The sequence below is a fragment of the Burkholderia sp. AU15512 genome (genome assembly GCF_002223325.1).
Classification (GTDB): domain Bacteria; phylum Pseudomonadota; class Gammaproteobacteria; order Burkholderiales; family Burkholderiaceae; genus Burkholderia.
Window position 1 is genome coordinate 328,941 of the sequence record NZ_NKEX01000008.1, and the last position, 22,181, is coordinate 351,121.

Consider the following 22,181-nt stretch of genomic DNA (forward strand, 5'->3'; position numbering starts at 1 on the left):
CGGCCACGGACGGGATGAGCGACTGGAACTTGACGAAGACGCGGTTCGGGAGTGGATCGAGCCTGGCCTGAAGCCGGACGTATCGATTGCTCGCACGGCCACTCAGGGCTTTGACGCCGGGAGCATTCACCGGGCAAACCAGCCTTCGGCCGTGGGCCGAAGGCGCATGGAACGTCCGGTATTAACGCTGCACCGTGTCCAGGATATCCAGGCGGCTCACTGCCGCCGCCTTCTGCTTGATCGCGCCAAACGCCGTTTCGGTCGCCTCGAGCGTACGCGCGATGTCTTCGTCGGTATGGCTCGCCGTAAAGAACATGTTGTGCCACGGGTGGAGATAGGCGCCATTCTTGATGACTTCCGAAGCCCACGCCCGGCCGCGCGACACGAGCTCGTCGTCACCCGCGAACAGCATCTGGGGCATGACGCTCGGCCCGGTCTGCTTGAGTTCGAAGCCATGTCGCTCGGCTTGCTCGGCGAGGCCGGCGCGCAGCTTGTCCGCCAACCGCCTGGTGTGTTCGAGGTAGTCGGTTTCACGTACCAGGCGCAGCGTTTCGATGGCCGCGGCCATCGGCACGGCCGAGAGCCAGTAGGAGCCCGTGACGAAGATCTTCGTCGCCGCCTCGCGTGCCTTGTCCGAACCGAGCACCGCCGCGATCGCATAGCCGCCGCCGATGGCCTTGCCCCAGCAGCTGAGGTCCGGGTGCACGCCCCAGTCCGACCATGAGCAATCACGCGACAGGCGCAGCCCCGTGCGGACCTCGTCGACGACCAGAAGCGCTTCCTGCTCGTCCGCGAGGCGACGGCACTCCTTCGCGTACTCGATCGACGGGAAAAACTGATCGTAGAGCACTTCGTGCCGGAACGGCGTGGCGTAGATGGCCGCTACGTCGCCTTCGACGCTCTTGACGGCGGCATTGAGGCTCTCGATGTCGTTGTACTCGAAGTAGACGACGTGAGCGCGGTCTTCCTTGGTAATCCCCGTCGTATAGGGCACGTTCCACGGGGACGCACCATGGTACGTGCCGCGCGCCACGAGAATCTTGCGCTTCTCGCGATACGCGCGCGAGATCACCATGGCCATCGACGTGGCGTCCGAGCCGTTCTTGCAGAACATCGCCCAGTCGGCGTGGCTGACCTGTTGAGTGAGCGCCTCGGCAAGCTGAACCATCACCTCGCTGGGGCCCGTCGCCGTGTCGATCTTCTGCAACTGGAGGGCCGCGGCTTGCTCGATCCGCTCGTTGCCGTAGCCGAACAGGTTCGTGCCGTAGCCACACACGTAGTCGATGTACTTGTTGCCGTCGACGTCCCAGAGATGGGACCCTTTCGCTTTTGCGAAGTACAGCGGGAAATCTTCCGTCAGGTACTTGACGCTCTGGTGACCGTACATCCCGCCCGGGATGACCTTTTCGGCTCTTGCGAACCACTCGTTCTTCCTTGCCAGCCTGTCCATGTGCGACTCCTTGTGGAAAATTCGTTTTCGGAACGTCAGACCCGATATAGATTCATTTGACTTAGTCATTTGACCAAATGCGTGAACCCCGGAATTTTGGGGAATGCTGCCGCCGAAATCTCGCGTCCGGGCGTTGGATCGACGCGCCGTCCAGCCTCGCGCCGCGAATGCAGCGCCGCAGCGTCACCCACTTCGGCTTCTGTCGTCGCCTTCGTTAAATGGGTCATTTGACCAAGTCTAGTGTCTACAAATGTCATCCAGACGGAAATTGGCGTTTTCCACTAGTCCGGCACAGCAGTGGCTCAACGTCTCGCTCGGCATGCCGCGGCGATGGGCGAGGCGAGTTGAGCAGCGGCAGTTCGCCGGCGTGCGCGGTGCTACGTCGCTATCTGATCCGCATGAGGAAAACCCCCGCTCGACCTTCAAGCAGGGATGCGGGGCGATCACGGTGAGGATGGGGGCTGGGGGGAGCGGCGGTGTACTTCCGCCAGAAGGTGTCGCGGCGGGCGATCGTGGTGCGTACGGGCGTGTTCAGTCGCACGATGCACGCATGGCAGGGGCAGACTGATCTACGCAGTCGGAAGTATCCGCAGCGCGCGGGCCCGCGCGTCAGCGATGCATGGACCCACTAAGCGTCGGGCCGGATCGAGACAGAAAGCCGACGATCGAAGCGCGAACAATGCGCTACGCGGATCGTGCTGGATACGATCCGCGCGCCAGGCCACGCCGGCAGGTTCGATCTTTCCAGATGGAGGCTATTGGCTCGAGTCGTAGTGCTCGATATGGTAGAGAACCATGAATCCCGGGCTCAATACAAGAAGGAGCCCGGCAACGAGAGAGATTGCGACAAATAAACGCTTCACCATGATCACGCTCCTGAGTTGGATGAGGTGCAATAGAAAGTCGATTCTTGAGGGCCATCCCCGGAAAAGCGCGCAATCCCCGCATTGTTCGCAAGATCGCAACGCGATTCGTCAGGTCGATCTTCATGGGGTGTTTCGCTGGCGGTGATGCTGTCGTGGCCCGCGCATGTGCATCACGGAATCCGTGGAGGGGGATCCCCCTCCCGGACGGATGCAGGCGTCTGTTCGTGGCTCAGAGACCGAGATGCGTCGCGATATCGTCGTAGTCGACTTGCCACAGGCCCGGCGTGCCGGCGGGATATTGCGAGCGGAAGCCGATGATTCGCTGAACGCGTTTCGACAGGCGCCTCACGGTGTCCATCTCGACGATGAACGGATACGCTTCCTCCGGCGTCAGGTAGGACGGTTGCATCGGAATCGTGAGCCCGCGCCGGCGCTCGTTCTTCGTCACGTTCGCGCCGCCGCCGTGGATCACCTTGCCGCTGAACAGCAACGCGTCGCCGGCATCCATCTCGGCGGCAATGGTCATGTCGGGCGTGCCCTTGCTGTTGAAGTAGTCCTCGTCCCAGTTCTGGCTTCCCGGAATAATTCGGGTGGCACCGTTTTCCTCGGTGAAGCGCGTCAGCGCAATCATGAGGTTGGTGAACACCGTCGGCCCGTTGACGCCGAGCGCGCACAGGGGCGGAAAATTGCCGACATCGCGATGCAGCATCTGTGCCGTGTTTCCCGGGCCGATGTCGATGACCTGCGCGGTCGAAAGCCACCAGTCGCCGGACTCTTCACGGTAGAGCACCTCGCCGAGTTCATGAAAGAGGTCGTCATCCAGAACATCCCCGAACGTCTTGCTGTGCGTGACCATGTTCGTCAGGCGCTTCGTATAGGTGCCGTGGAATTCCTTGATCAGTTCGTTGTCGTGCGACGACCCTTCGCGAAGCCGCTCGAGCGGCGCATCGACCTCGCGATTGATGTTCGCGACCTGCTCCTGAGTCAGATAATTCTTGATCCGGACTCCACCATATTGATTCATGAGCGACACGATCTCTTGCGCGCTGGTCTGCTTGGAGACGGTGGGGAGCGCGTCCTGAATGGTCTGAATATTTGCGTTCATGTTTGCCTCAAAGTTGCGTGGACGGGTAAATCAGACGCGGTGGCACGTTCTGATTCGGTGGTGATCCAGACATCAAGTCGAGTTTTTGACTGAGTCATTTGACTGCGTATGCCTTCGCTTTCTGCGATACGTTCCTGTCACGCCGGTTGACGGAACGCGCACGTTGTTCCCGACGTTGTCGCGACCACCGGGTGGCCCAGTACGTGTTCCCGGAAGCGACAGACAGGAGGGCATTCGCCGGGTTTTTCGGTGAACTGGCGTATTCGCGACGAATCAGGTCAAATGACCAAGTCGTATGATCGAGGAAGTTAACATGGCGTTTTTCGACGGTCGATCATGGTTAACCCGTCGCGTTTGAATGGTGTAGGGATGAAAGGAGAGCGGTCGTTCCGGCGTGGATGCGAAAGTTGTGGTCATGCCTGGCGTGGTGTGGCGAGACATGATTCGGAATCGAATGGCCACGCCGGCGACGACGTTCCTCGACACGTTCAGTCTTACGCTCGGGTTCGCGCATACGGGCGGGCTCAGTGTGGCGCGAACCAGGTGATCGGGCACGCAAGCTGCTCGCTCGTCATCAGCGCCTGCGTACGGGACCGGTTCCCGTGCCGTTGCGTGCGCCACGATCGACATCCTTCCCCGGCGCAGCTGCACGGCGACCGGCGCGCGATCCGCGGACGATTTTTCAAGCCCTTGTCAATTCTGTTCCGGCATCGCGACGCGTGACGGCTTCTGCACGACGAAGCGCCGTGAGATGCGCGAGCGCCATGGCGCGAAGGCATGCCGGTATTTTTCATAGCGGCTCGCGCGCTGAGCCAGGCACGGAAATCGCTCGGGTCCGCAATGGAACGCTGCACGACACATGCCCGTCGTGTTTCGGCGAGGCGCTTCACTCAGCGATTTCGCGATTTATTGTCATGAGGGCAACGCCATGCACACATTCACGAACTGGAGCCCATTGGTCTCGCTGATCGCCGGGATTCTCATTCTGGTGGTACCGCGCCTGCTGAACTACATCGTCGCAATCTATCTGATCGTCATTGGACTGCTCGGGCTTTTCGGCGGACATTTCCACTGACGCGCCGCATCGGCGTCTAGATACGTTCGACGTGTACCTCGACTGAATCCCGGGGCACGGTCAATCGCGTGCGGCCAAGCAGTGCATCCGCGGGCGCGGTGCCGTCCGGGTTCAACGGCTTCACCTTGTTGAACGTGACGGAAAAGTATTCCGGTGTGACGGTGGCCGATGCATACCCCTGTGCGTCGTGGTCGGCGTGGCACAGATCGGGGTTGTTCGCCATCAGGAAGCGGTCGAGCCTGGCCGGAGTCGCCACGATCGACGCGAGCGGCGTCCCGTTCCACGCGGCTTTCAGGTACATATAGAAGGACATGCTGCTGATGCCGGCGCAGACGAAATCGACGATGACCGGCACCCCCGTCGCGGGATCGGGATCGTCCCGCACGACGCCGCCCTGAAAGGCATGCAGGTCGCCGGTGATCGCGACGACGTTACGGATCCCGTGCTCCCTCAAGTAAGCGAGCAGTTCGTGCTTGTGCGCCGGATAGCCGTCCCATGCGTCGCAATCCACCACGAGGCGGGCCGCCGGCGCCGCGGGTGCGCCCGGCATCGCGAACCACAGACGGTTCAACATCACTTCGTTGCCCCATACTTTCCAGGTGGCCGGCGAGTCCTTCATCAAGGTTTTCCACCATCGTGTCTGTTCCGGGCCGAGCATCGACGGCGGGCGGCCGAGCTGCTGGGTGTCGCGCGCCTCGTCACGTTGCAGCACGTCCTGCTTGACGAAGTAGCGCGAGCCGGCTGCGTCGTCCCCATGCACCGGGTCGTGCCCGTGCGCACGTGCGATAGCGGCTTCGCTCACGACGTGGTCGTCGCGATACAGCCGCTCGTCCGTCATCACCAGATGCATCAGCGTGCCGAAACGAAAATCGCGGTAGATGCGAATGTTCGTGTACGACGGATTGTCCGGCTCGAAGCGCACATCGTCCCAATCCACCGGCATGTATTCCGCCCACGCGCGACTGGCGCTGCGGCGCCGCCCGGTTTCCTGCCGCTCTTCGTTGGTGTAGACCTGATGATCCTGCCAGCAGTCGTCGGAAAATTCGTGGTCGTCCCAGATCGCGATCATCGGCAGACGCTGGTGCAGCGTCTGCAGGCGCGGATCGGTTCGATAGGTGCGATAGAGCGTCCGGTAGTCGTCGAGCGTGTCGGCATACGCGCGGCCGTCCGCGAGCAGCTTGCCGCCGCTCAGGTGCAGCGGAGGATGCGCCGGTTCGGCGCGCCCGGGAGGAGCGGTTCCGACCGTTTCATAGATGTAGTCGCCCACGTGCACGACGAAATCGAGGTCGCGCTCGTCGGCCAGCAGCGTCATCGCTTGCCAGTGGTTGACGCTCCAGTCCTGGCAGGTGAGCCACGCGAAGCGAACCCGTCCGTTGGCCTCGTTTGCCGCCGGCGCGGTGCGCGCGACACCCGTCACGCTGACGTCGTCGCCGGCGACGAACCTGTAGTGGTAGGTGGTCTTCGGCGAGAAGGCCGTCACCTTCGCGCGCACGGTGAAGTCGTAGAGGGCCAGCGCCCGCAACGGGACGCTGGCGACGAGCGTCGAGAAATCCGCCCGCGTCGACACTTCGAGTCGCAGCGGGATCGCGCGCGCAATGCCTTTTGCATCGTGCTGTACGCCGCTGGATACCGGAACGCATCGCGTCCAGAACACGATGGAGCGATCGCGCGGATCACCGCTGGCAACACCTTGCGGGAATCGAAGGAGGGGCTTGCGCTCGGGGCTGCCCGGCGGGGCCGCCGGTGAAACGTCGTGCGCGGCGGCGACGGCGGCCGCAATGGTAAAAAAAGCCGACGACTTGAGGAAATGGCGACGATCCATTGATCCTCCCGATCGACATCCCGTGGAGGCGGGAAGCGCTGCGGCAGGCGCCCGCTTCTCGCGTGCGACAGCTTGCCACCGCTCCCGCGGCGCGCGGCAGGGGAGCAGTCGATCCGGAACGTTACTGCGAAGCGCGACGACCGGAAAGTCGTGAGAACCCCATTTCGAATTCCCGCACGCCATCCGGCGGAAGGCTCATATATGCAGGAACGCGCCTTGCTGCATACCGGGCAGCAAACTCGGGAGTGAGCAATGCACATCGGCCACAGCGTCGGCAAGGCGGCCGCGTGGCTTGCCGTGAGCGTCACCCTGGCGCTTGCCGCGCTGGTGATCGTCATCGTGACGTTCGACTGGAATCGAGCCCGGCCCTGGATCGATGACAAGGTGTCGGACGCGATCGGACGGCAGTTCGCCATCAACGGCGACCTGCAGGTCGGGTGGCGTCGGCCCGCGAGCGAGCAGGGCTGGCGCGCATGGGTGCCATGGCCACGATTCATCGCACGCAATGTCACGATCTCCAACCCCGATTGGGCGCGCACGAAGTATTTCGTCACGCTGGACGCGATCAGTTTCGAGGTCGAGGCGCTGCCGCTGATGGCACGCCGCATCGTGATTCCGGCAATCGATCTGGTCAATCCGTCCGTCGACCTCGAGCGACTGAAGGACGGGCGAGCCAACTGGACGTTCAAGTTCAAGCAGCCCGCCCAATCGGGCCGATGGACGCTCGACCTGCATGAGATCGCGTTTGCACAAGGCAATCTCGGCTACTACGACCAGCAGAAGCAATTCGATCTGAGCGCGGTGATCGACACGCTTGGCCAGCCAATCCCGTTCGGCGCGGTGATGAAGCAGCAGGAGGCGCTGGCGCACCACGAATCGGCAAAGGCCGTCGGGCCGGCGGGTCAAAGGAAGCTCGCGGCACAGGCGCACGCGGGTGCGGCGCAACCGGTGGTGCCTGCATCGGGTGCCGAAGCGGCGTCACGTGCATCGGCCGCGGCTTCGCAAGCGTTGGCCGCGGCTTCGCATGCTGCCGCGACGACATCCGGCACCGCCATCGCCCCGGCTGCATCAGGCAAGGCAGCGGTATCGAACGCCCCTGCGACTGCCGCACCGGGGGCGGCGGCCTCGGCGCCCGCGGCCTCCACCGGCGTCGGCACTTACACGATCGGCTGGACCGTCAAGGGGATCTACAAGAAGGGCAAGGTCGCCGGCACGGGCAAGATCGGCAACTTGCTGGACGTACGGGGTGCGCAACGTCCGTTTCCGGTTCAGGCCGATTTGCGCTTCGGCGATACGCACCTGGCGCTCGTCGGCACGCTGACGGACCCGTCTCACCTGGCCGCGGTCGATCTCCGGCTGTGGCTTGCGGGCACCAGCATGGCCAAGCTGTATGACGTCACGGGCATCACGCTGTCCGAAACCTCGCCCTATGCGACCGACGGCAGGCTGGTCGGCCAGTTCCGGGCGTCCGGGAACGTCTTCAAGTACGAGAACTTCACGGGACGCGTCGGCGGCAGCGATCTCGGCGGCACGCTGGTGTACGTGTCGCGCGAACCGAGGCCGTTGTTGTCCGGCACGCTGGAGTCGAGGCTGCTGCAGTTCTCCGACCTCGCGCCGCTCATCGGCGCCGACACGAATGCCAGCAAGGCACGGCGGGGCGCCGCGGTCGCCCAGCCAACGAACAAGGCGTTGCCGGTCGAGACATTTCGCACGGACCGCTGGAAGAAGATCGACGCCGACGTTCGATTCACCGGTCGGCGCATCGTCAAGACCGCGAGCCTGCCGATCACCGACCTGTCGACCCACATCGTGATGCAGGACGGCGTGCTGACGCTCAACCCGCTGAACTTCGGTGTCGCGGGCGGGACGCTGGCGTCGAACATCCACCTGGACGGCAGCGGCGTACCGCTCAAGGGGCGGTTCTCGCTGCAGGCGCGGCATCTGAAACTCAAGCAGCTGTTCCCGACCTTCCCGGTGATGCAAACGGCGCTCGGCGAGGTCAACGGCGATGCCGCGTTGTCGGCCACCGGCAATTCGCCGGCGGCGCTCGCCGCGACTGCCAACGGCGAGGTGAAGACGTTGGTGACCGACGGCACGGTGAGCCTCTTGCTGATGGAAGCCGCGGGGCTGAACGTCGCCAACGTGGTGTACGAGAAACTGTTCGGCACACGCGACGTCAAGATCAACTGCGGCGTGGCCGACTTCGTGGCCACCAACGGCGTGCTCGACTCGCGCGTATTCGCGCTCGACACCGAGGATGCGGTGATCGGCATGGACGGCAACGTGAACCTGCGGGACGAGACCATGAACCTGACGATCCATCCGCATACCAAGGGATTCCGGGTGATTTCGCTCCGCTCGCCGCTGTACGTCACCGGCTCCTTCAAGCAACCGCACGTCGGGGTGAAGGCGGGCGCACTGATCGCGCGGGGCGGGGCCGCGGTCGGGCTGGGCTTGCTGAACCCGCTCGCCAGTCTGCTCGCGCTGCTGCAGCCGGGCCGCAGCCGCCCGTTGCCGTGCGGGCAGATGCTGGCCGACATGGAGCGGCGCCCGACGGCGCCGCCGCCGGGCGTCCGGCAGAAGACGAAGGCGGCGCCGGCGTACATGAATGCGCCGTCGGCGGCTTCTTCGGCCTCCGCGCCAGTGGATGGCGAACCCCGGCATGCGAAGTGAGTGAGGTGTGCGGTAGCAACGCGGACGCTTCGCGCCGACGTGGGTGCAGCCAGCGCGCGTCGTCGATACGCAAGCGTTGCGGCCGCTCATCGGCCAGGCCGCCTAGACGGCCCCGGCAAAGGTGCGGCGCAGGCCGACCGCGGCTTCCCATTGCGCGCCGATTGCCGTTTCCAGCGCGTCGCGGGACCGCAGGTGCGCGTGGCGCGCGGCGAGCACATCGCTCATGTCGGCCTGGCCGGCGTCATACAGTCTGGCCGCATTGCGTGCGGCCACCTTGCCGGCCGCCTCGGCGCGTTGCCACTCCTGCATCGAGCGATCCGATGCGGACCATCGGGCCAGGCTCGTCTCGACGTCGACGAGCGCCGCCAGCATGGCCTTTTCGTATTCGGCCATCGCTTCCTGCGCGCGCGCATCGTGTACCGCGACGTTGGCGCGAATCCGGCCGCCGTCGAGGATGGGCAGCGTCACCGACACGCCATAGCCGACGGCCACGCGAGGCGCGGCGCCATCGCCGACCGCGGCCAGCCTTTCCTTCGTCCCGGCCCACTCGATCTGGAGCCGCGGATAGACCTCTTTCCGGGCGGCGCCGGCACGGGCGAGCGCGGCGTCGAGTGCACGCGCCTGACGTTGCACGTCGGGCCTGCGCTCGAGCAGCGTGGCGGGCAACACAGTCGCGGGCGGCGCGGGCAGTGCGGCCGGCACGGCTTGCGCGCCGAGCGCGGGCGCCTGGGGGCTGCCGACGAGCAGCGCGAGCTGGTGCAAACGCACCCGGTGTTCGCCATCGAGCTGGGCAAGCGACGCCTGTTCCTGCGCCAGCTCGGCACGCCAGCGTTCGACATCCAGCGCCGTCACCTGGCCCGCGGCGAATTTGCGCGCCGCCACGACCGCCTGCCTTTGCGCAACCTCGAGCGCCTCGCGCTTGAGCGCTGAGCGCCGCTCCAGCGTGCGCAATTCGAAGTAGGCGGTACTGACGTCCGCGGCCAGCGCGATGCGGGCCGCGCGGAGCGCCTCGCGAGCGACATCGCTGTCGGACCTTGCGGCGTCCACCAGCAACGCACCGCGTCCGAACAGATCGACTTCCCACGCGGCACGCAAGCCGACGCCGCTGCGCTCCGCACGCGGATCGACGCTGTTTTCGCGCCCGCGTTCGCCACGCGCCATCGCATCCAGCCGCGGACGGCGCTCCGCCTCGGCGCTGTCGCCGAGCGCGCGCGCCTGCGCGAGGCGCGCCGCGGCGACCTTCAGGTCGCGGTTGGCGTCGAGCGCGCTGTCCACCAGTCGATCGAGCACCGGATCGCCAAAATCCCGCCACCACATGTCGCCGACGGCGCCCTGGTTCCCGGGCAACGTCTCGGCCCATTGCGAGGGCGCCGCAACGGCGGGCGTCGTGGCAACGTGGCTGGGCGGGGCGATCGCACAGCCGCCGAGGGCGAGTGTCGCGGCAAGAGCAAGACAGGTCAGCGCTCTGTGCGCGGAAATGGGGCGGGAAACAACGGTCGTCATGGATTTACCTTGAGTCTTGACATGGAGTTCGTGAAACTATACTGTACGTATAGTTTAGTTTCAATCCCAAGGAGATGCACCATGTCGACTTCCGAGCGACGAGCCGGCCGCAGCAGTTCACGCGACCGTCTTCTCGATGCCGCGGCCGAGCTCGTGGCCAGCCAGGGTATCCAGAACCTGACCATTGAAGCCGTGGCCGCTGCCGCGAAGGTCACGAAAGCGGGCCTTGTCTACCATTTCAAAACGCGCGACGACTTGCTGGCTGCGCTGATCGAGCGGGTGGTCGGCGAACTGGACATGCTGGACCTGCGGGCGCAGGAGGCGCGTGACGCGCGTGAGGCGGACGATTCCGCGAAGCCGTTGAAGTCGTCGCTGGCGGAACTGTCGAAGCTGACCTTCGACATGCCGGAAGACCGCCGCCTGCTGCTGGCCAACCTGCTGGCCGCCACGTCGTTGTATCCGCATCTGGCCGGTCCCGTGCGGGATTTCTACACGCGCAGCTATGCACGGGTCGCGCAAAGCGGCCCCGATGCGGGGCAGGTGCTCGCGCTGGTCGTCGCCCTCGACGGCATCGCCCTGCTCGAATTGCTCAATCTGCACCGGTTCACGCCCGAGCAGCGCCAAGTGTTGCGCGACACGCTGGAAAGCGCGATTCGCAAGCTTCCCTGAGCTCCCTCATTCATTTCGAAGGTTTTACGATGCATTCCCGTTCCATGCCTCAAGCGGGCAGGCTGGTACTCTGCGCGCTCGTCTCGGCAACGCTGCTGTCGGCATGTCAGCCATCCGCCGCGCCGGTTGCCGACGTACCGCGGCCCGTCAAGGTCGAAGTGGCCGGCGGTGCCGGCCAGGCACATGCCGACACGTTCGTCGCGACGCTGCGCGCGCGTCAGCGCACCGACCTCGGCTTCGAGTCGTCGGGCCGTGTCGTCGCGATGCTGGTCGACGTGGGTGATCGCGTCCGGGCCGGGCAGGTGCTCGCGCGACTGGACGAGTCGCCGGCACGCTGGCGGCTCGACAAGGCGACGGCCGATCGTGCCGCCGCCGCCGCGACCCTGGCCGAGCGTCGCACCCACCTGCGTCAGCAGGAGGAACTCGCCCGCGACGGAATCATTTCCGCGCCCGCGTTGCAGGCCGCACAGGCATCGCATCAGCAGGCCGCGAGCCAGCTGGGTGTCGCGGAGGCCGCGGTGGCGAGCGCTCGGCGCGATCTCGCGTTCACGCGCATCACGGCCCCCTTCGACGGCGAAATCGTCGCGCGTCAGGTCCAGCCGTTCGTGGATGTCGCCGCAGGCCAGCGCGTGCTGCAGATGGAAGCCGGCCGCGCGCTGGAAGCCGTCGTGATGCTGCCGGACACGATCGCCGCGACGCTTGCACCCGGCGCCGAAGCCCACGCGGTCAGCGGCACGGATCGCGTGACGCTGACCATGGAACGGCTGTCCGGCCGGAGCGACAACGGCTCGCTGGTGCAAGCCATCTTCCGGGTCCAGGGCACCCCTTCCGGGCTGCGCAGCGGCGGCGTGCTGTCCGTGGCGCTGCCGCGCGGTGAAGCGCATGACATCACGCTGCCGGCGGCCGCCGTCATGGCCGGCACGGAAGCCGGCCGCGGCAGCGTCTTCGTCATCGACGGCGCCAGCCAGACGCTGAAGCGTCGCGCGATCCGCACGGGCGGGCAGCTGCTGCCGGGCGGGCGCGTCGCCGTGATGCAAGGCCTGCGCGCCGGCGAGCAGGTCGTGGTCGCGGGGACTTCCGTCCTGAACGAGGGCCAGTCCGTCGTCACGTATCGGGCGCAGACCCTTCTGCAGGGAGCGCGCTCGTGAAGCTGACCCAGGCCGCACTCAATTCCAGCCGGCTCACCTTCTTCGTCGCGCTGCTGATTCTCGTGACCGGCGCGTTCACGTTCCTCACGTTCCCGTCCCAGGAGGAGCCCTCCACGACCGTTCGCGACGCGCTGGTGTTCGTCGCGAACCCCGGCGTGCCGGCCGAGCGGATGGAGCAGCTCGTCGCCCGGCCGGTGGAGGAGCGCCTGCGCCAATTGAACGAACTGAAGCACGTCACGAGCACCGTGCGTGACGGCAGCGTGATCCTCCAGGTTTCGTTGCGTGAAGACGTGCATGCACTGATGCCGGTGTTGCAGCGCATGCGCGCCAAGGTCGAAGAAGCGGTGCCGCTGTTCCCGGCCGGCACGCTGCCTCCGCAGATCGACGACGACTTCGGCCGCGTGGCGATCGCGTCCATCGCGGTGACCGCGCCGGGTTTTTCGATGAGCGAGATGCGCGAATCGCTGAAGCTGCTGCGCGAAGGGCTGTACCGCGTGCCGGGCGTGCAGGGCGTCAGCTTTCATGGGCTGCAGGAGGAGCGCGTCTATATCGAATTCGACCGCGCCAGAATGGCGGGGCTGCATTTGTCCACCGCGTCGGTCATGCAACAGCTGCAGAAGCAGAACGTCGTGCAGTCCGGCGGCCGGCTCGTGGTGTCGGGCCTGAACAGCGCGGTCGTCAGCTCCGGCGAAATCCGCTCGCTGCAGGCGCTGCAGGATTTCACGCTCACCGTGCCGCCGGCCGGCGCGCGCGCGGAAGCCGCGCCGGGCACCGTGCGCCTGGGCGACATCGCGCAGGTGCAGGTCCGGCCCGTCGACCCGCCCGAGTCCGCGGCGATCTTCCGCGGCGAAGACGCGGTCGTCCTCGGCATCTCGATGCGCAAAGGCCAGAACGTCAAGGCGGTCGGCCAGGCGCTACGTGCGCGTCTGGACGAATTGAAGCAGCAGTTGCCCGCCGGTTTTTCGCTCGACTACGTGACCTTCCAGGCGGACGTGGTCGAGCGGGAAATGGGCCGCATGAACCAGGTGATGATCGAGACGATCGTGATCGTGATGATCGTCGTCGTGCTGTTCCTCGGCTGGCGCGCCGGCGTGGTGGTGGGCGGCATCGTGCCGCTGACCATCCTGGCCACGCTGCTCGTGATGCGCTCGCTGGGCGTCGAACTGCACATCGTGTCGATGGCCGCGATCATCATCGCGCTGGGCTTGCTGGTCGACAACGGCATCGTGATCGCGGAGGACGTCGAACGCCGCCTCGCCGCGGGCGAGGAGCGCCGTCACGCGTGCATCGAAGCAGGCCGTACGCTGGCGATCCCGCTGCTGACGTCGTCGCTGGTCATCATCTTCGCGTTCTCACCGTTCTTCTTCGGCGACACCGCCACCAACGAATACCTGCGCCCGCTCGTGGTCGTGCTCACGCTGTCGCTGCTCGGGTCGTGGCTGCTCTGTCTGACGGTGACGCCGCTGCTCTGCTATTTCTTCCTGAAATCCGGCCATCACGGCGGAGGCGATGCGCACGAGCACGATGCCGACGCGACGGTCAAGCAAAGCCGCTTCTACGGTGCCTATGCGCGCCTGATTCGCCGCGTCCTCGACCACAAGGGGCGGTTCCTGGTCGTGATGACTGCGTTGCTGGTCGGTGCGCTCGCGATCCTGGCCACGCGTCCGGCCGGGTTCCTGCCGGCTTCCGACCGGCCGCAGTTCCAGGTCGAAATCGAGCTGCAGCCCGGGAGCGATGCACGGCTCACGCGCGACGTGGTCCGCGACCTGAGCCGTTGGCTCGACGATCGCAAGCGCAATCCCGAGGTGACGACCAGCATCGGCTATGTCGCCGACGGCGGCCCGCGTGTCGTCCTGGTGCTCAATCCGCCGCTGCCTGCGTCGCATATCGGCTACGTCACGGTCAGCGTCGCGAAGCCGCAGGATCTCGACGCCGTGATCGCGCGAACCCAGGCGTGGATGACGCAACACCATCCCGAAGTGCGAACCGATGCGAAACGCTTCTCGCGCAGCGCCCACGACGCCGGCACGGTGGCGTATCGCGTGTCGGGTCCCGACGAAGCCGTGCTGCGCGAGATCGGCCGCAAGATCCAGGCGGCGTTGCATACCGAGCCGGGCATCGTGCAGATCCACGACGACTGGGGGCCGCGCGTGCCGCGTGTCGACGTCGAGATCGACCAGAACAAGGCACGGCGCCTGGGCGTCAGCAGCGAGGACATCACCACGGCGCTGGCCACGCGCTATACCGGCGTCAACGTGTCGGTGTTGCGCGACGGCGATACGCTGGTGCCGCTGGTCGTGCGCGGCGCGCAAGCCGAGCGCACGCGGCCCGAAGATCTCGCCAATACGCTGATCCATCCGGCGGCGGGCGGCGCGCCGGTTCCGCTGTCCGCGGTCGCGACGGTCACGTTGAATACCGAGCCGTCGACGATTCGACGCCGCGACCTGATGCGCACGCTCACCGTGAAGGGCCGCAATGCCCACGGCACCGCGCAGCAGGCGGTCGATCAGCTCGCGCCGACCATCGGCCGGATCGCGTTGCCGCCGGGGTACCGGATCGAGCTGGGCGCCGAAATCGAGGAGTCCGCCGAGGCCAACGTGGCGCTCAGCGAGTATCTGCCGCACGCGGTGGTCGCGATGCTGGTGCTGTTCATCTGGCAGTTCGGCTCGTTCCGCAAGCTGCTGCTGATCGTCGGGATCATTCCGTTCGCGATGATCGGCGTCGGGCCCGCGCTGATCATCGCCGGCGAACCGTTGGGCTTCATGGCGAACTTCGGCCTGCTGTCGCTGGCCGGGATCATCGTCAACAACGCGGTGCTGCTGCTGGAGCGTATCGAGGTCGAGCTGGCGGCCGGCAAATCGCGCCGCGAAGCGGTCGTCGCCGCGGCCGTGGCGCGCCTGCGGCCGATCGTGATGACCAAGCTGACCTGCATCGCCGGCTTGATTCCGCTGCTGCTGTTCGCCGGCACGCTATGGACCGGCATGGCCGTCACCATCATGGGTGGGCTGCTGCTCGGGACGCTGATCACGCTCGGCATGGTGCCGGTGCTGTACGAACTGCTGTTCAGCGACAGGCTGTCCGGCTGGAGCCGGAAGTTCTTCGGTTCCGGCGCCGTCGATGCGCCCGGGAAATGTTGAAACGGATCGCCTGACCCTATGGCGCCCGTCGATGCGGGCGCATTGGAACCCGGGGGTGACCAACAGGACAAGGTCCTCCCGATTTTTTATGAACGAGGTCGCGAGACCTGCCTCTTTTTTTTGAATGGAGCTTCACGAATGAACAAGACGCTGATCGCTGCAGCAGCTGCAGTATCGTTCTCCACCGTCGCACACGCGCAAAGCAGCGTCTCGCTGTACGGCGTGCTGGACGCGGGCCTGACCTATCAAAGCAACGTCCAGACCGCATCAGGCCAAGGCAAGTCGCGCTTCTCGATGGGCTCGGGCATTGACCAGAGCCGTTTCGGCCTGCGTGGCTCGGAAGATATCGGTGGCGGCCTGAAGGCAATCTTCACGCTGGAAAGCGGTTTCAACCTCGGTAACGGCAAGTTCGCGAACGGCAACGGCGGCATGTTCAACCGCCAGGCTTTCGTCGGCCTGGCGAGCCAGTACGGCACGGTCACGCTGGGCAAGCAATACGACGCGACGCAAGACTACCTGGCACCGCTGACGGCAACGGGCTCGTGGGGCGGCACGTACTTCGCGCACCCGCTGAACAATGACCGCCTGAGCACGAACGGCGACGTCGCGCTGAACAACACGATCAAGTACACGAGCGTGAACTATGCCGGTCTGCAGTTCGGCGGCACGTACTCGTTCTCGAACAGCACGAACTTTGCGAACAACCGCGCATACAGCGCCGGCGTGTCGTACCAGTTTGAAGGTCTGAAGCTGGGTGCGGCGTACTCGCAAGCGAACAACGCCGGTCTGTCCGCGACGGGCGCGGTGAACCCGTCGGTCGATTCGATCAATGGCACTGCATACGGAATCCAGGGCCGCAGCCGCACGTATGGCATCGCGGCAACGTATGCATTTGGCCCGGCACTGGTTGGCGCGGCATGGACGCAATCGCGCCTCGATAACCAGACGAACGGTGCCGGTACGCTGCGCGCCGACAACTACGAAGTCAACGCGAAGTACAACCTCACGGCGGCTCTCGGCCTGGGCGCAGCCTATACGTATACGAATGCGAAACTGAACGGTAACAGCACGCACTGGAATCAGTTCGGCGTGCAAGCCGACTACTTCCTGTCGAAGCGTACGGACGTCTACGCTCAGATGGTGTATCAGCGTGGTACGAAGGGTGCCGGTTTGGGTTCGTCGATCTACAACGGCGATATCAACGCGTTCCCGAGCTCGAAGGTCAGCCAGACTGCGGCAACGGTTGGCCTGCGTCACCGCTTCTAAGCGTCACGGCGGTCGTTCCGCATGGGCGGAACAAACGGGCACGATTCGCGTTTTAATGGACGCCTCGCGCAACCTCGACGAACTTCGACACCGACGATCCGTGTTTCGGTTCGAGTATGGCGTCGACAGATCCCGCGTCGCAGCCTCGTGCAACTACCAAGTTGCCGCAAGTTTCCCTGTATGGTCAAATGACCATATCATTTGACCAGTTTTGGTGTAGCCCCCTGATTCGGAAGTCGCGTCTCGGGGGGCAAGAATTTGCCTGCCAAGCAGGGTGCGATGAAGGCGAAACAAACGGATGGTGGCCGTCGCCCGTCAACTGTCTGCCGACAACGTGATCCACGGCGCCGCTGACTGTCGGCCGACCACGCAGCCCTATCGTTGCGACGAGGGATGTGTCTCGCGTGTTCGAGGCGTCCCGGCATATTCACGCGCGTGATGAGGAGATTGGCGTCGCGCAATTATTCAAACGGGACAGAGGAGATTGGGTATGGAAAAGATCTGGCTTGATGCCTATCCGCCGGGGGTTCCGGCAGACCTTGATTCAAGCGCGTATCGAAACATCACTGCGTTGATCGAACAAAGCTTCAGCAGGTTTCACGCGAAGCCGGCGTTTGCGTGCGATGGCAAGCAGATCACCTATGGTGAGCTCGACAGGATGTCCGGCGCACTGGCCGCGTGGCTGCAGTCACGCGGCCTCGAGCGGGGTGCGCGGGTCGCCATCATGATGCCGAATGTGTTGCAGTACCCGATCTCGATTTGTGCGGTGTTGCGCGCCGGCTACGTTGTCGTCAACGTCAACCCGCTCTATACGCCCCGCGAGCTGCAACACCAACTGAATGACAGCGGCGCGGAGGCGATCGTCATTCTCGACGGCTGCACGGCAACGCTGGATGCCATCCTTGCGCACACGCAGGTGAAGCATGCGCTGGTTGTCGCGCAGGGCAACGCTTCCGGCGCGGAACAGAAGCCGAGCCCGTATACGACATTTGACGACGCGATCGAGGAGGGACGTCGGGGCACATTCGTACCGGCTTCCCAGTCGCCGGACGATATCGCTTTTCTCCAATATACGGGCGGGACAACCGGGGTGTCGAAAGGCGCGACGCTGTTGCATCGGAACATCGTCGCGAATGTGTTGCAGTCGGACGTCTGGCTCAAACCGGCTCGCGATTTGCGCCCTGACGTGACGCAGCTCATCACGGTGGCTGCACTTCCGCTCTATCACATCTTTGCGCTCAATGTTTGCTGCCTGTTGACGATTCACATGGGTGCGCTTTCCATACTGGTGCCGAATCCGCGGGACATCGGCGGGATGATCGAGTCGCTCGCCGGATACAAGATCACGAATTTTCCGGGCGTCAACACGCTCTTCAACGCGATGCTCCATCATCCTGAATTCCCGCGCCTCGATTTCTCCAATCTGCTGCTGGCCAGCGGTGGCGGGATGGCCACGCAGGAAGCCGTCGCCAGGCGCTGGAAGGAGATGACCGGCGCGCCGATCATCGACGGATACGGGCTGTCCGAGACATCACCTTGCGTCGCGGTCAATCCCGTGACCGGGAGTGAGTTCAACGGCACCATCGGCCTGCCGTTGCCCTCCACGGAAGTGTCGATCCGGGACGACGACGGCAACGAAGTGCCGCCCGGCGCAGCCGGAGAGCTGTGCATTCGTGGCCCGCAGGTGATGGCGGGTTACTGGCAGCGGCCGGACGAGACCGCGAAGGTGATGACCGCGGACGGCTTCTTCAGATCGGGTGATATTGCGTCGATCTCGGAAGCGGGCTTCGTGCGAATCGTCGACCGCAAGAAGGACATGATTCTCGTATCCGGTTTCAACGTCTACCCGAACGAGATCGAAGAGGTCGTCGCCAACCACCCCGGCGTATACGAGGTCGCGGCGATCGGCGTGCCCGACGAGCATTCCGGAGAGGCCGTCAAGCTGTTCGTGGTCAGGAAGGATCCGGCGTTGACGTTCGAAGACCTGATGGCGTTCTGTAAAGGCCAGCTGACGGGTTACAAGCGCCCGAAAAGCATCGAGTTTCGCGACAGCCTGCCAAAGAGCAACGTCGGGAAGATCCTCCGGCGCGAGTTGCGGGTGTTGAACAATTGACGTGGTGACCGAGGTGATGCCGGGAGATTGAGTGGCCGGCATCACCCGTCTCCTAACCGGCACGTGAATGGCAGCGCGGAAAAAGTCCGGCGCGCGTCGGCGCCTGGTGCGAGGGCGCATCAGGCGCGCTGGCGACACAAGGTCCGCTCAAGCATCCGCGGAAACGTAGGCAAGGCCCGCAAGAGCGGGGCTGCCGCCCCATTCGTGCTGCGGGTAAAGGCGCGTTCCGTCAGACGACTTCGAACAAGCCGGCTGCCCCCATGCCGCCCCCCACGCACATCGATACGACGACGTAGCGCGCGCCGCGTCGTTTGCCTTCGATCAGTGCGTGTCCAACCAGGCGGGCGCCCGTCATCCCGTACGGATGGCCGATCGAAATGCTGCCGCCGTTGACGTTGTATCGGGCCGGATCGATTCCCAGCTTGTCGCGGCAGTACAGCACCTGGCAGGCAAATGCCTCGTTGAGCTCCCACAGTCCGATGTCGTCGACTGTCAGGCCATGAAGCTTCAGGAGCTTGGGGATCGCGTAGAGGGGGCCGATGCCCATCTCCTCGGGCGCATTGCCGACGACGGTCATGCCGCGATAGATGCCGAGGGGCGTTGCGCCGATCTGTTCGGCGGTCTTGCCGTTCATCAGCACGCAGGCGCTTGCACCGTCCGACAGCTGGCTGGCGTTCCCGGCGGTCACCACGCCACCGTCAATCACCGGTGCGAGCGCTGCGAGCGATTCGAGCGTCGTGCCGGGACGATTCCCCTCATCCTGCGAGAGCGTGACCTCCCTCCGCCACGTTTCGCCGGTCGCCTTGTCGACGACCAGCATCTGTGTCGTGATCGGGACGATTTCGTCCGAGAAGCGGCCTTCCTTTTGTGCGGCGGCAGTGCGCAGCTGGGAATCGAGCGCGTACTGATCCTGCACGTCCCGCGCGATCCCGTATTTGCGGGAAACGAACTCGGCGGTCTCGAGCATCGGCATGTAGGCGGCGGGCTGCACGGCCAGCACGTTGGGATCCTGGTCGGCGCGCGTCCACTCGAAGTAGCGCGTCTGTACCGCCGAGATGTTTTCCTGGCCGCCCGCGACCACCACCTGCATCCCGTCGCACATGATCTGTTTGGCGGCCGTGGCGATCGCCATCAGGCCCGATGCACATTGGCGGTCAAGCGTTTGCGCGCCGACCGAAGCAGGCAGCCCGGCCGCCAGCGCACCTTGTCGGGCGACATTGTTGCCGGCGGTACCCGCGTTGAGCACCGAACCGATGACGGCGTCCTCGATGCGATCCGGTTCGATCCCGGCGCGCAGCACGGCATGCCTGATTGCGTGACCGAGCAGGGTGGGCGAGTGCGTGAGGTTGAATGCGCCACGATAGGCCTTGCCGATCGGCGTGCGCGCGGTGGAAACGATGACGGCATCAATCATATGACATCCTCATGAATTAAACGAAAGCAACGAAATGGAGGCTGCGCGCACGGGTCAGAACCAATGCTCCGGCATCGTCAGGGGCGTGGTTTCCACGGGATTGAGCACCGCCAGCCACGCGGCCACCTTGGGCATTTCCCACCCGAAGAAGTAGTCGCACGCGGCGAGCTTGCCGCGATGGAAGTCGCTGCCGGTGGGGCCGCTCTCGAGCGTGTTGGCCACGATCGCCTGATCGAGCCAAAGCCAGCCGACGACGACATGGCCAAATGCTTCGAGGTAGGCCGCCGCATTCGCCAGCTGGAGCTCCGGGTCGTCGAGCCGGTGCAGCGCGTGGGTGACGAGTCGGATGCGCTCCCACGCGCATTCGAGCGTGTCGGCATGGCCATGGAGCGGACGGACCGACCGTGCCTTGAACACCGTCGCGGCGATTTTCCGGTCGAGCGCCTTCATCGCGGCGCCGCCGTTTGCACGTGTCTTTCGACCCAGCAGGTCGAGCGCCTGGATACCGAATGTGCCTTCGTGTATCGGGTTGAGCCGATTGTCGCGATAGAACTGTTCGACGTTGTATTCGCGCGTGTAACCGTAGCCGCCATGAACCTGAATGGCGAGATCGTTGGCGACGAGACCCCATTGGGACGACCAGCTCTTGACGACGGGCGTGAGCAGGTCAAGCAGGCCATGCGCGTCCTCGCGGTCGCGGGCGTCTTCCTGCGAATGGATATCGTCGCTCAGTCGAGCCGCATACAGGCACAACGCGAGTGCCCCCGACACATAGGCCTTTTGCGCGAGCAGCATGCGCCGGACATCGGCATGACGAATGATGGGGACCTGTCCCGACGCGGGCGATCGGTCTCCGCGTGTCCGGCCCTGCAGGCGCGTCTTCGCATAATCTAGCGAGTGAAGGTAGCCGGTATAGCCGATCGCGGCGGCGCCGAGGCCGACCGAGATACGCGCCTCGTTCATCATGTGGAACATGTAGGCCAGGCCTTTGCCGGGCTCGCCGACGATCTCGCCGATGGCGCCCGCTTCGCCTTCCGGGCGGTAGCGACCCTCACCAAAGTTCAGCAGGCAATTGACGGTGCCGCGGTACCCCATCTTGTGATTGATGCCGGCGAGTACGACATCGTTTCGCTCGCCGGGCAGCCCGTCGGCGTCGATCAACTTGCGCGGGACGGTGAAGAGCGATATCCCTTGAATGCCCGGAGGAAGCTGGCCGTTTTCGTCGGGAATCTTGGCCAGTACCAGGTGGACGATGTTCTCGGCAATCTCGTGATCGCCGCCGGAGATCCACATCTTGTTGCCGAACAGGCGGTAGCGGCCGTCCCGGCTCGGAACCGCGCGCGTGCGGATATCGGCAAGACTCGACCCGGCTTGCGGCTCCGACAGGCACATCGTGCCAAAACATCGCCCTTCCGCCATGGCCTTGACGTAGGGCTCGACCCGGTCGCGCTCGCCGTGGGCCATCAGCAAATTGGCGTTGGCGATCGTGAGAAAGGCGTAGCCCGCGGTTCCCGGATTGGCTGCCAGCAAATACGCCATGCCGGCCCGCTCCACGGTGCTCGGCAGGCTCATGCCGTTCCACTCGTTCGGGAACGACGCGCTGATCAGGCCGGCGGCCGCAAATGCGCGCAATGCGACCCCCACTTCCGGGTTGATGGTGACGCGTTCTCCGTCGAATGCGGGTTCGTTGCTGTCGTTCTTCTTGTTGTGCGGTTTGAAGAGATCCGTGGCAAGCGATTCGTACACATCCAGCACGGAGGTGTAGTCGAAGCGGTCCTGCCCGGCAAATCGTGGCCGATGGGTAAGCGATTCGACCTGCAGCCAGTCGAAAAGAATGAACTCCACGTCGCGGCGGGAGAGAGTGAGTTCGCTAGTCATGGCATCGGATGAGTGTGTATCTGGTGTCTTGGCGCGATTTCGAATCGCTTCAATAAATTCCG

13 protein-coding genes are annotated in these 22,181 nt (G+C 64.8%); 7 read left to right on the plus strand and 6 right to left on the minus strand.

What is annotated here, in order from left to right; translation table 11 throughout:
• Positions 1–181: 181 nt before the first annotated feature.
• The gene (locus tag CFB43_RS33780; protein ID WP_089498470.1) at positions 182–1,450 is read right to left on the minus strand and encodes an aminotransferase class III-fold pyridoxal phosphate-dependent enzyme; all 1,269 of its coding nucleotides are present in this window, start codon (positions 1,448–1,450) and stop codon (positions 182–184) included.
• A 1,095-nt stretch (positions 1,451–2,545) separates the two neighbouring features.
• On the minus strand, positions 2,546–3,421 hold the full coding sequence (locus CFB43_RS33785; protein WP_089498471.1) for a phytanoyl-CoA dioxygenase family protein: 876 nt from the start codon (positions 3,419–3,421) through the stop codon (positions 2,546–2,548).
• Between the two features lie 928 nt (positions 3,422–4,349).
• Here CFB43_RS33785 and CFB43_RS33790 point away from each other — a divergent pair.
• Complete coding sequence (locus tag CFB43_RS33790) at positions 4,350–4,496, plus strand: DUF3096 domain-containing protein (RefSeq protein ID WP_076841491.1); 147 nt, start codon at positions 4,350–4,352, stop codon at positions 4,494–4,496.
• 16 nt (positions 4,497–4,512) lie between these two features.
• On the opposite strand, the gene CFB43_RS33795 is transcribed toward CFB43_RS33790, so the two are convergent.
• Entirely contained in the window at positions 4,513–6,318 is a 1,806-nt protein-coding gene (locus CFB43_RS33795; protein WP_089498472.1) for an alkaline phosphatase D family protein, read from the minus strand.
• A 252-nt stretch (positions 6,319–6,570) separates the two neighbouring features.
• Here CFB43_RS33795 and CFB43_RS33800 point away from each other — a divergent pair, with 252 nt between their 5' ends.
• The gene (locus CFB43_RS33800) at positions 6,571–8,991 is read left to right on the plus strand and encodes an AsmA family protein (protein ID WP_089498473.1); all 2,421 of its coding nucleotides are present in this window, start codon (positions 6,571–6,573) and stop codon (positions 8,989–8,991) included.
• A 102-nt stretch (positions 8,992–9,093) separates the two neighbouring features.
• Here CFB43_RS33800 and CFB43_RS33805 read toward each other — a convergent pair whose 3' ends face one another.
• Positions 9,094–10,494: an efflux transporter outer membrane subunit gene (locus tag CFB43_RS33805; protein ID WP_089498474.1), complete on the minus strand. Its 1,401-nt coding sequence runs from the start codon at positions 10,492–10,494 to the stop codon at positions 9,094–9,096.
• Positions 10,495–10,575: 81 nt separating this feature from the next.
• On the opposite strand from CFB43_RS33805, the gene CFB43_RS33810 reads away from it, so the two are divergent.
• The 5 genes from CFB43_RS33810 (at position 10,576) to CFB43_RS33830 (ending at position 18,827) form a co-directional block, all read left to right on the plus strand.
• The gene (locus tag CFB43_RS33810) at positions 10,576–11,163 is read left to right on the plus strand and encodes a TetR/AcrR family transcriptional regulator (protein WP_179254961.1); all 588 of its coding nucleotides are present in this window, start codon (positions 10,576–10,578) and stop codon (positions 11,161–11,163) included.
• Between the two features lie 29 nt (positions 11,164–11,192).
• On the plus strand, positions 11,193–12,311 hold the full coding sequence (locus CFB43_RS33815) for an efflux RND transporter periplasmic adaptor subunit (RefSeq protein WP_089498476.1): 1,119 nt from the start codon (positions 11,193–11,195) through the stop codon (positions 12,309–12,311).
• Positions 12,308–15,448 (plus strand): efflux RND transporter permease subunit, encoded by a 3,141-nt coding sequence (locus tag CFB43_RS33820; protein ID WP_089498477.1) that lies wholly within the window; start codon positions 12,308–12,310, stop codon positions 15,446–15,448. Before CFB43_RS33815 ends, CFB43_RS33820 begins: the two co-directional genes overlap by 4 nt.
• Positions 15,449–15,586: 138 nt before the next feature.
• Positions 15,587–16,714, plus strand: a complete 1,128-nt coding sequence (locus tag CFB43_RS33825) for a porin (RefSeq protein ID WP_089498478.1) — start codon at positions 15,587–15,589, stop codon at positions 16,712–16,714.
• A 490-nt stretch (positions 16,715–17,204) separates the two neighbouring features.
• The gene (locus tag CFB43_RS33830; protein WP_089498479.1) at positions 17,205–18,827 is read left to right on the plus strand and encodes a long-chain-fatty-acid--CoA ligase; all 1,623 of its coding nucleotides are present in this window, start codon (positions 17,205–17,207) and stop codon (positions 18,825–18,827) included.
• A 229-nt stretch (positions 18,828–19,056) separates the two neighbouring features.
• On the opposite strand, the gene CFB43_RS33835 is transcribed toward CFB43_RS33830, so the two are convergent.
• Both CFB43_RS33835 and CFB43_RS33840 read right to left on the minus strand, forming a co-directional pair.
• The gene (locus tag CFB43_RS33835; RefSeq protein ID WP_089498480.1) at positions 19,057–20,241 is read right to left on the minus strand and encodes an acetyl-CoA C-acyltransferase; all 1,185 of its coding nucleotides are present in this window, start codon (positions 20,239–20,241) and stop codon (positions 19,057–19,059) included.
• Positions 20,242–20,295: 54 nt separating this feature from the next.
• The gene (locus CFB43_RS33840) at positions 20,296–22,119 is read right to left on the minus strand and encodes an acyl-CoA dehydrogenase (protein WP_089498481.1); all 1,824 of its coding nucleotides are present in this window, start codon (positions 22,117–22,119) and stop codon (positions 20,296–20,298) included.
• Between the last annotated feature and the right edge of the window lie 62 nt (positions 22,120–22,181).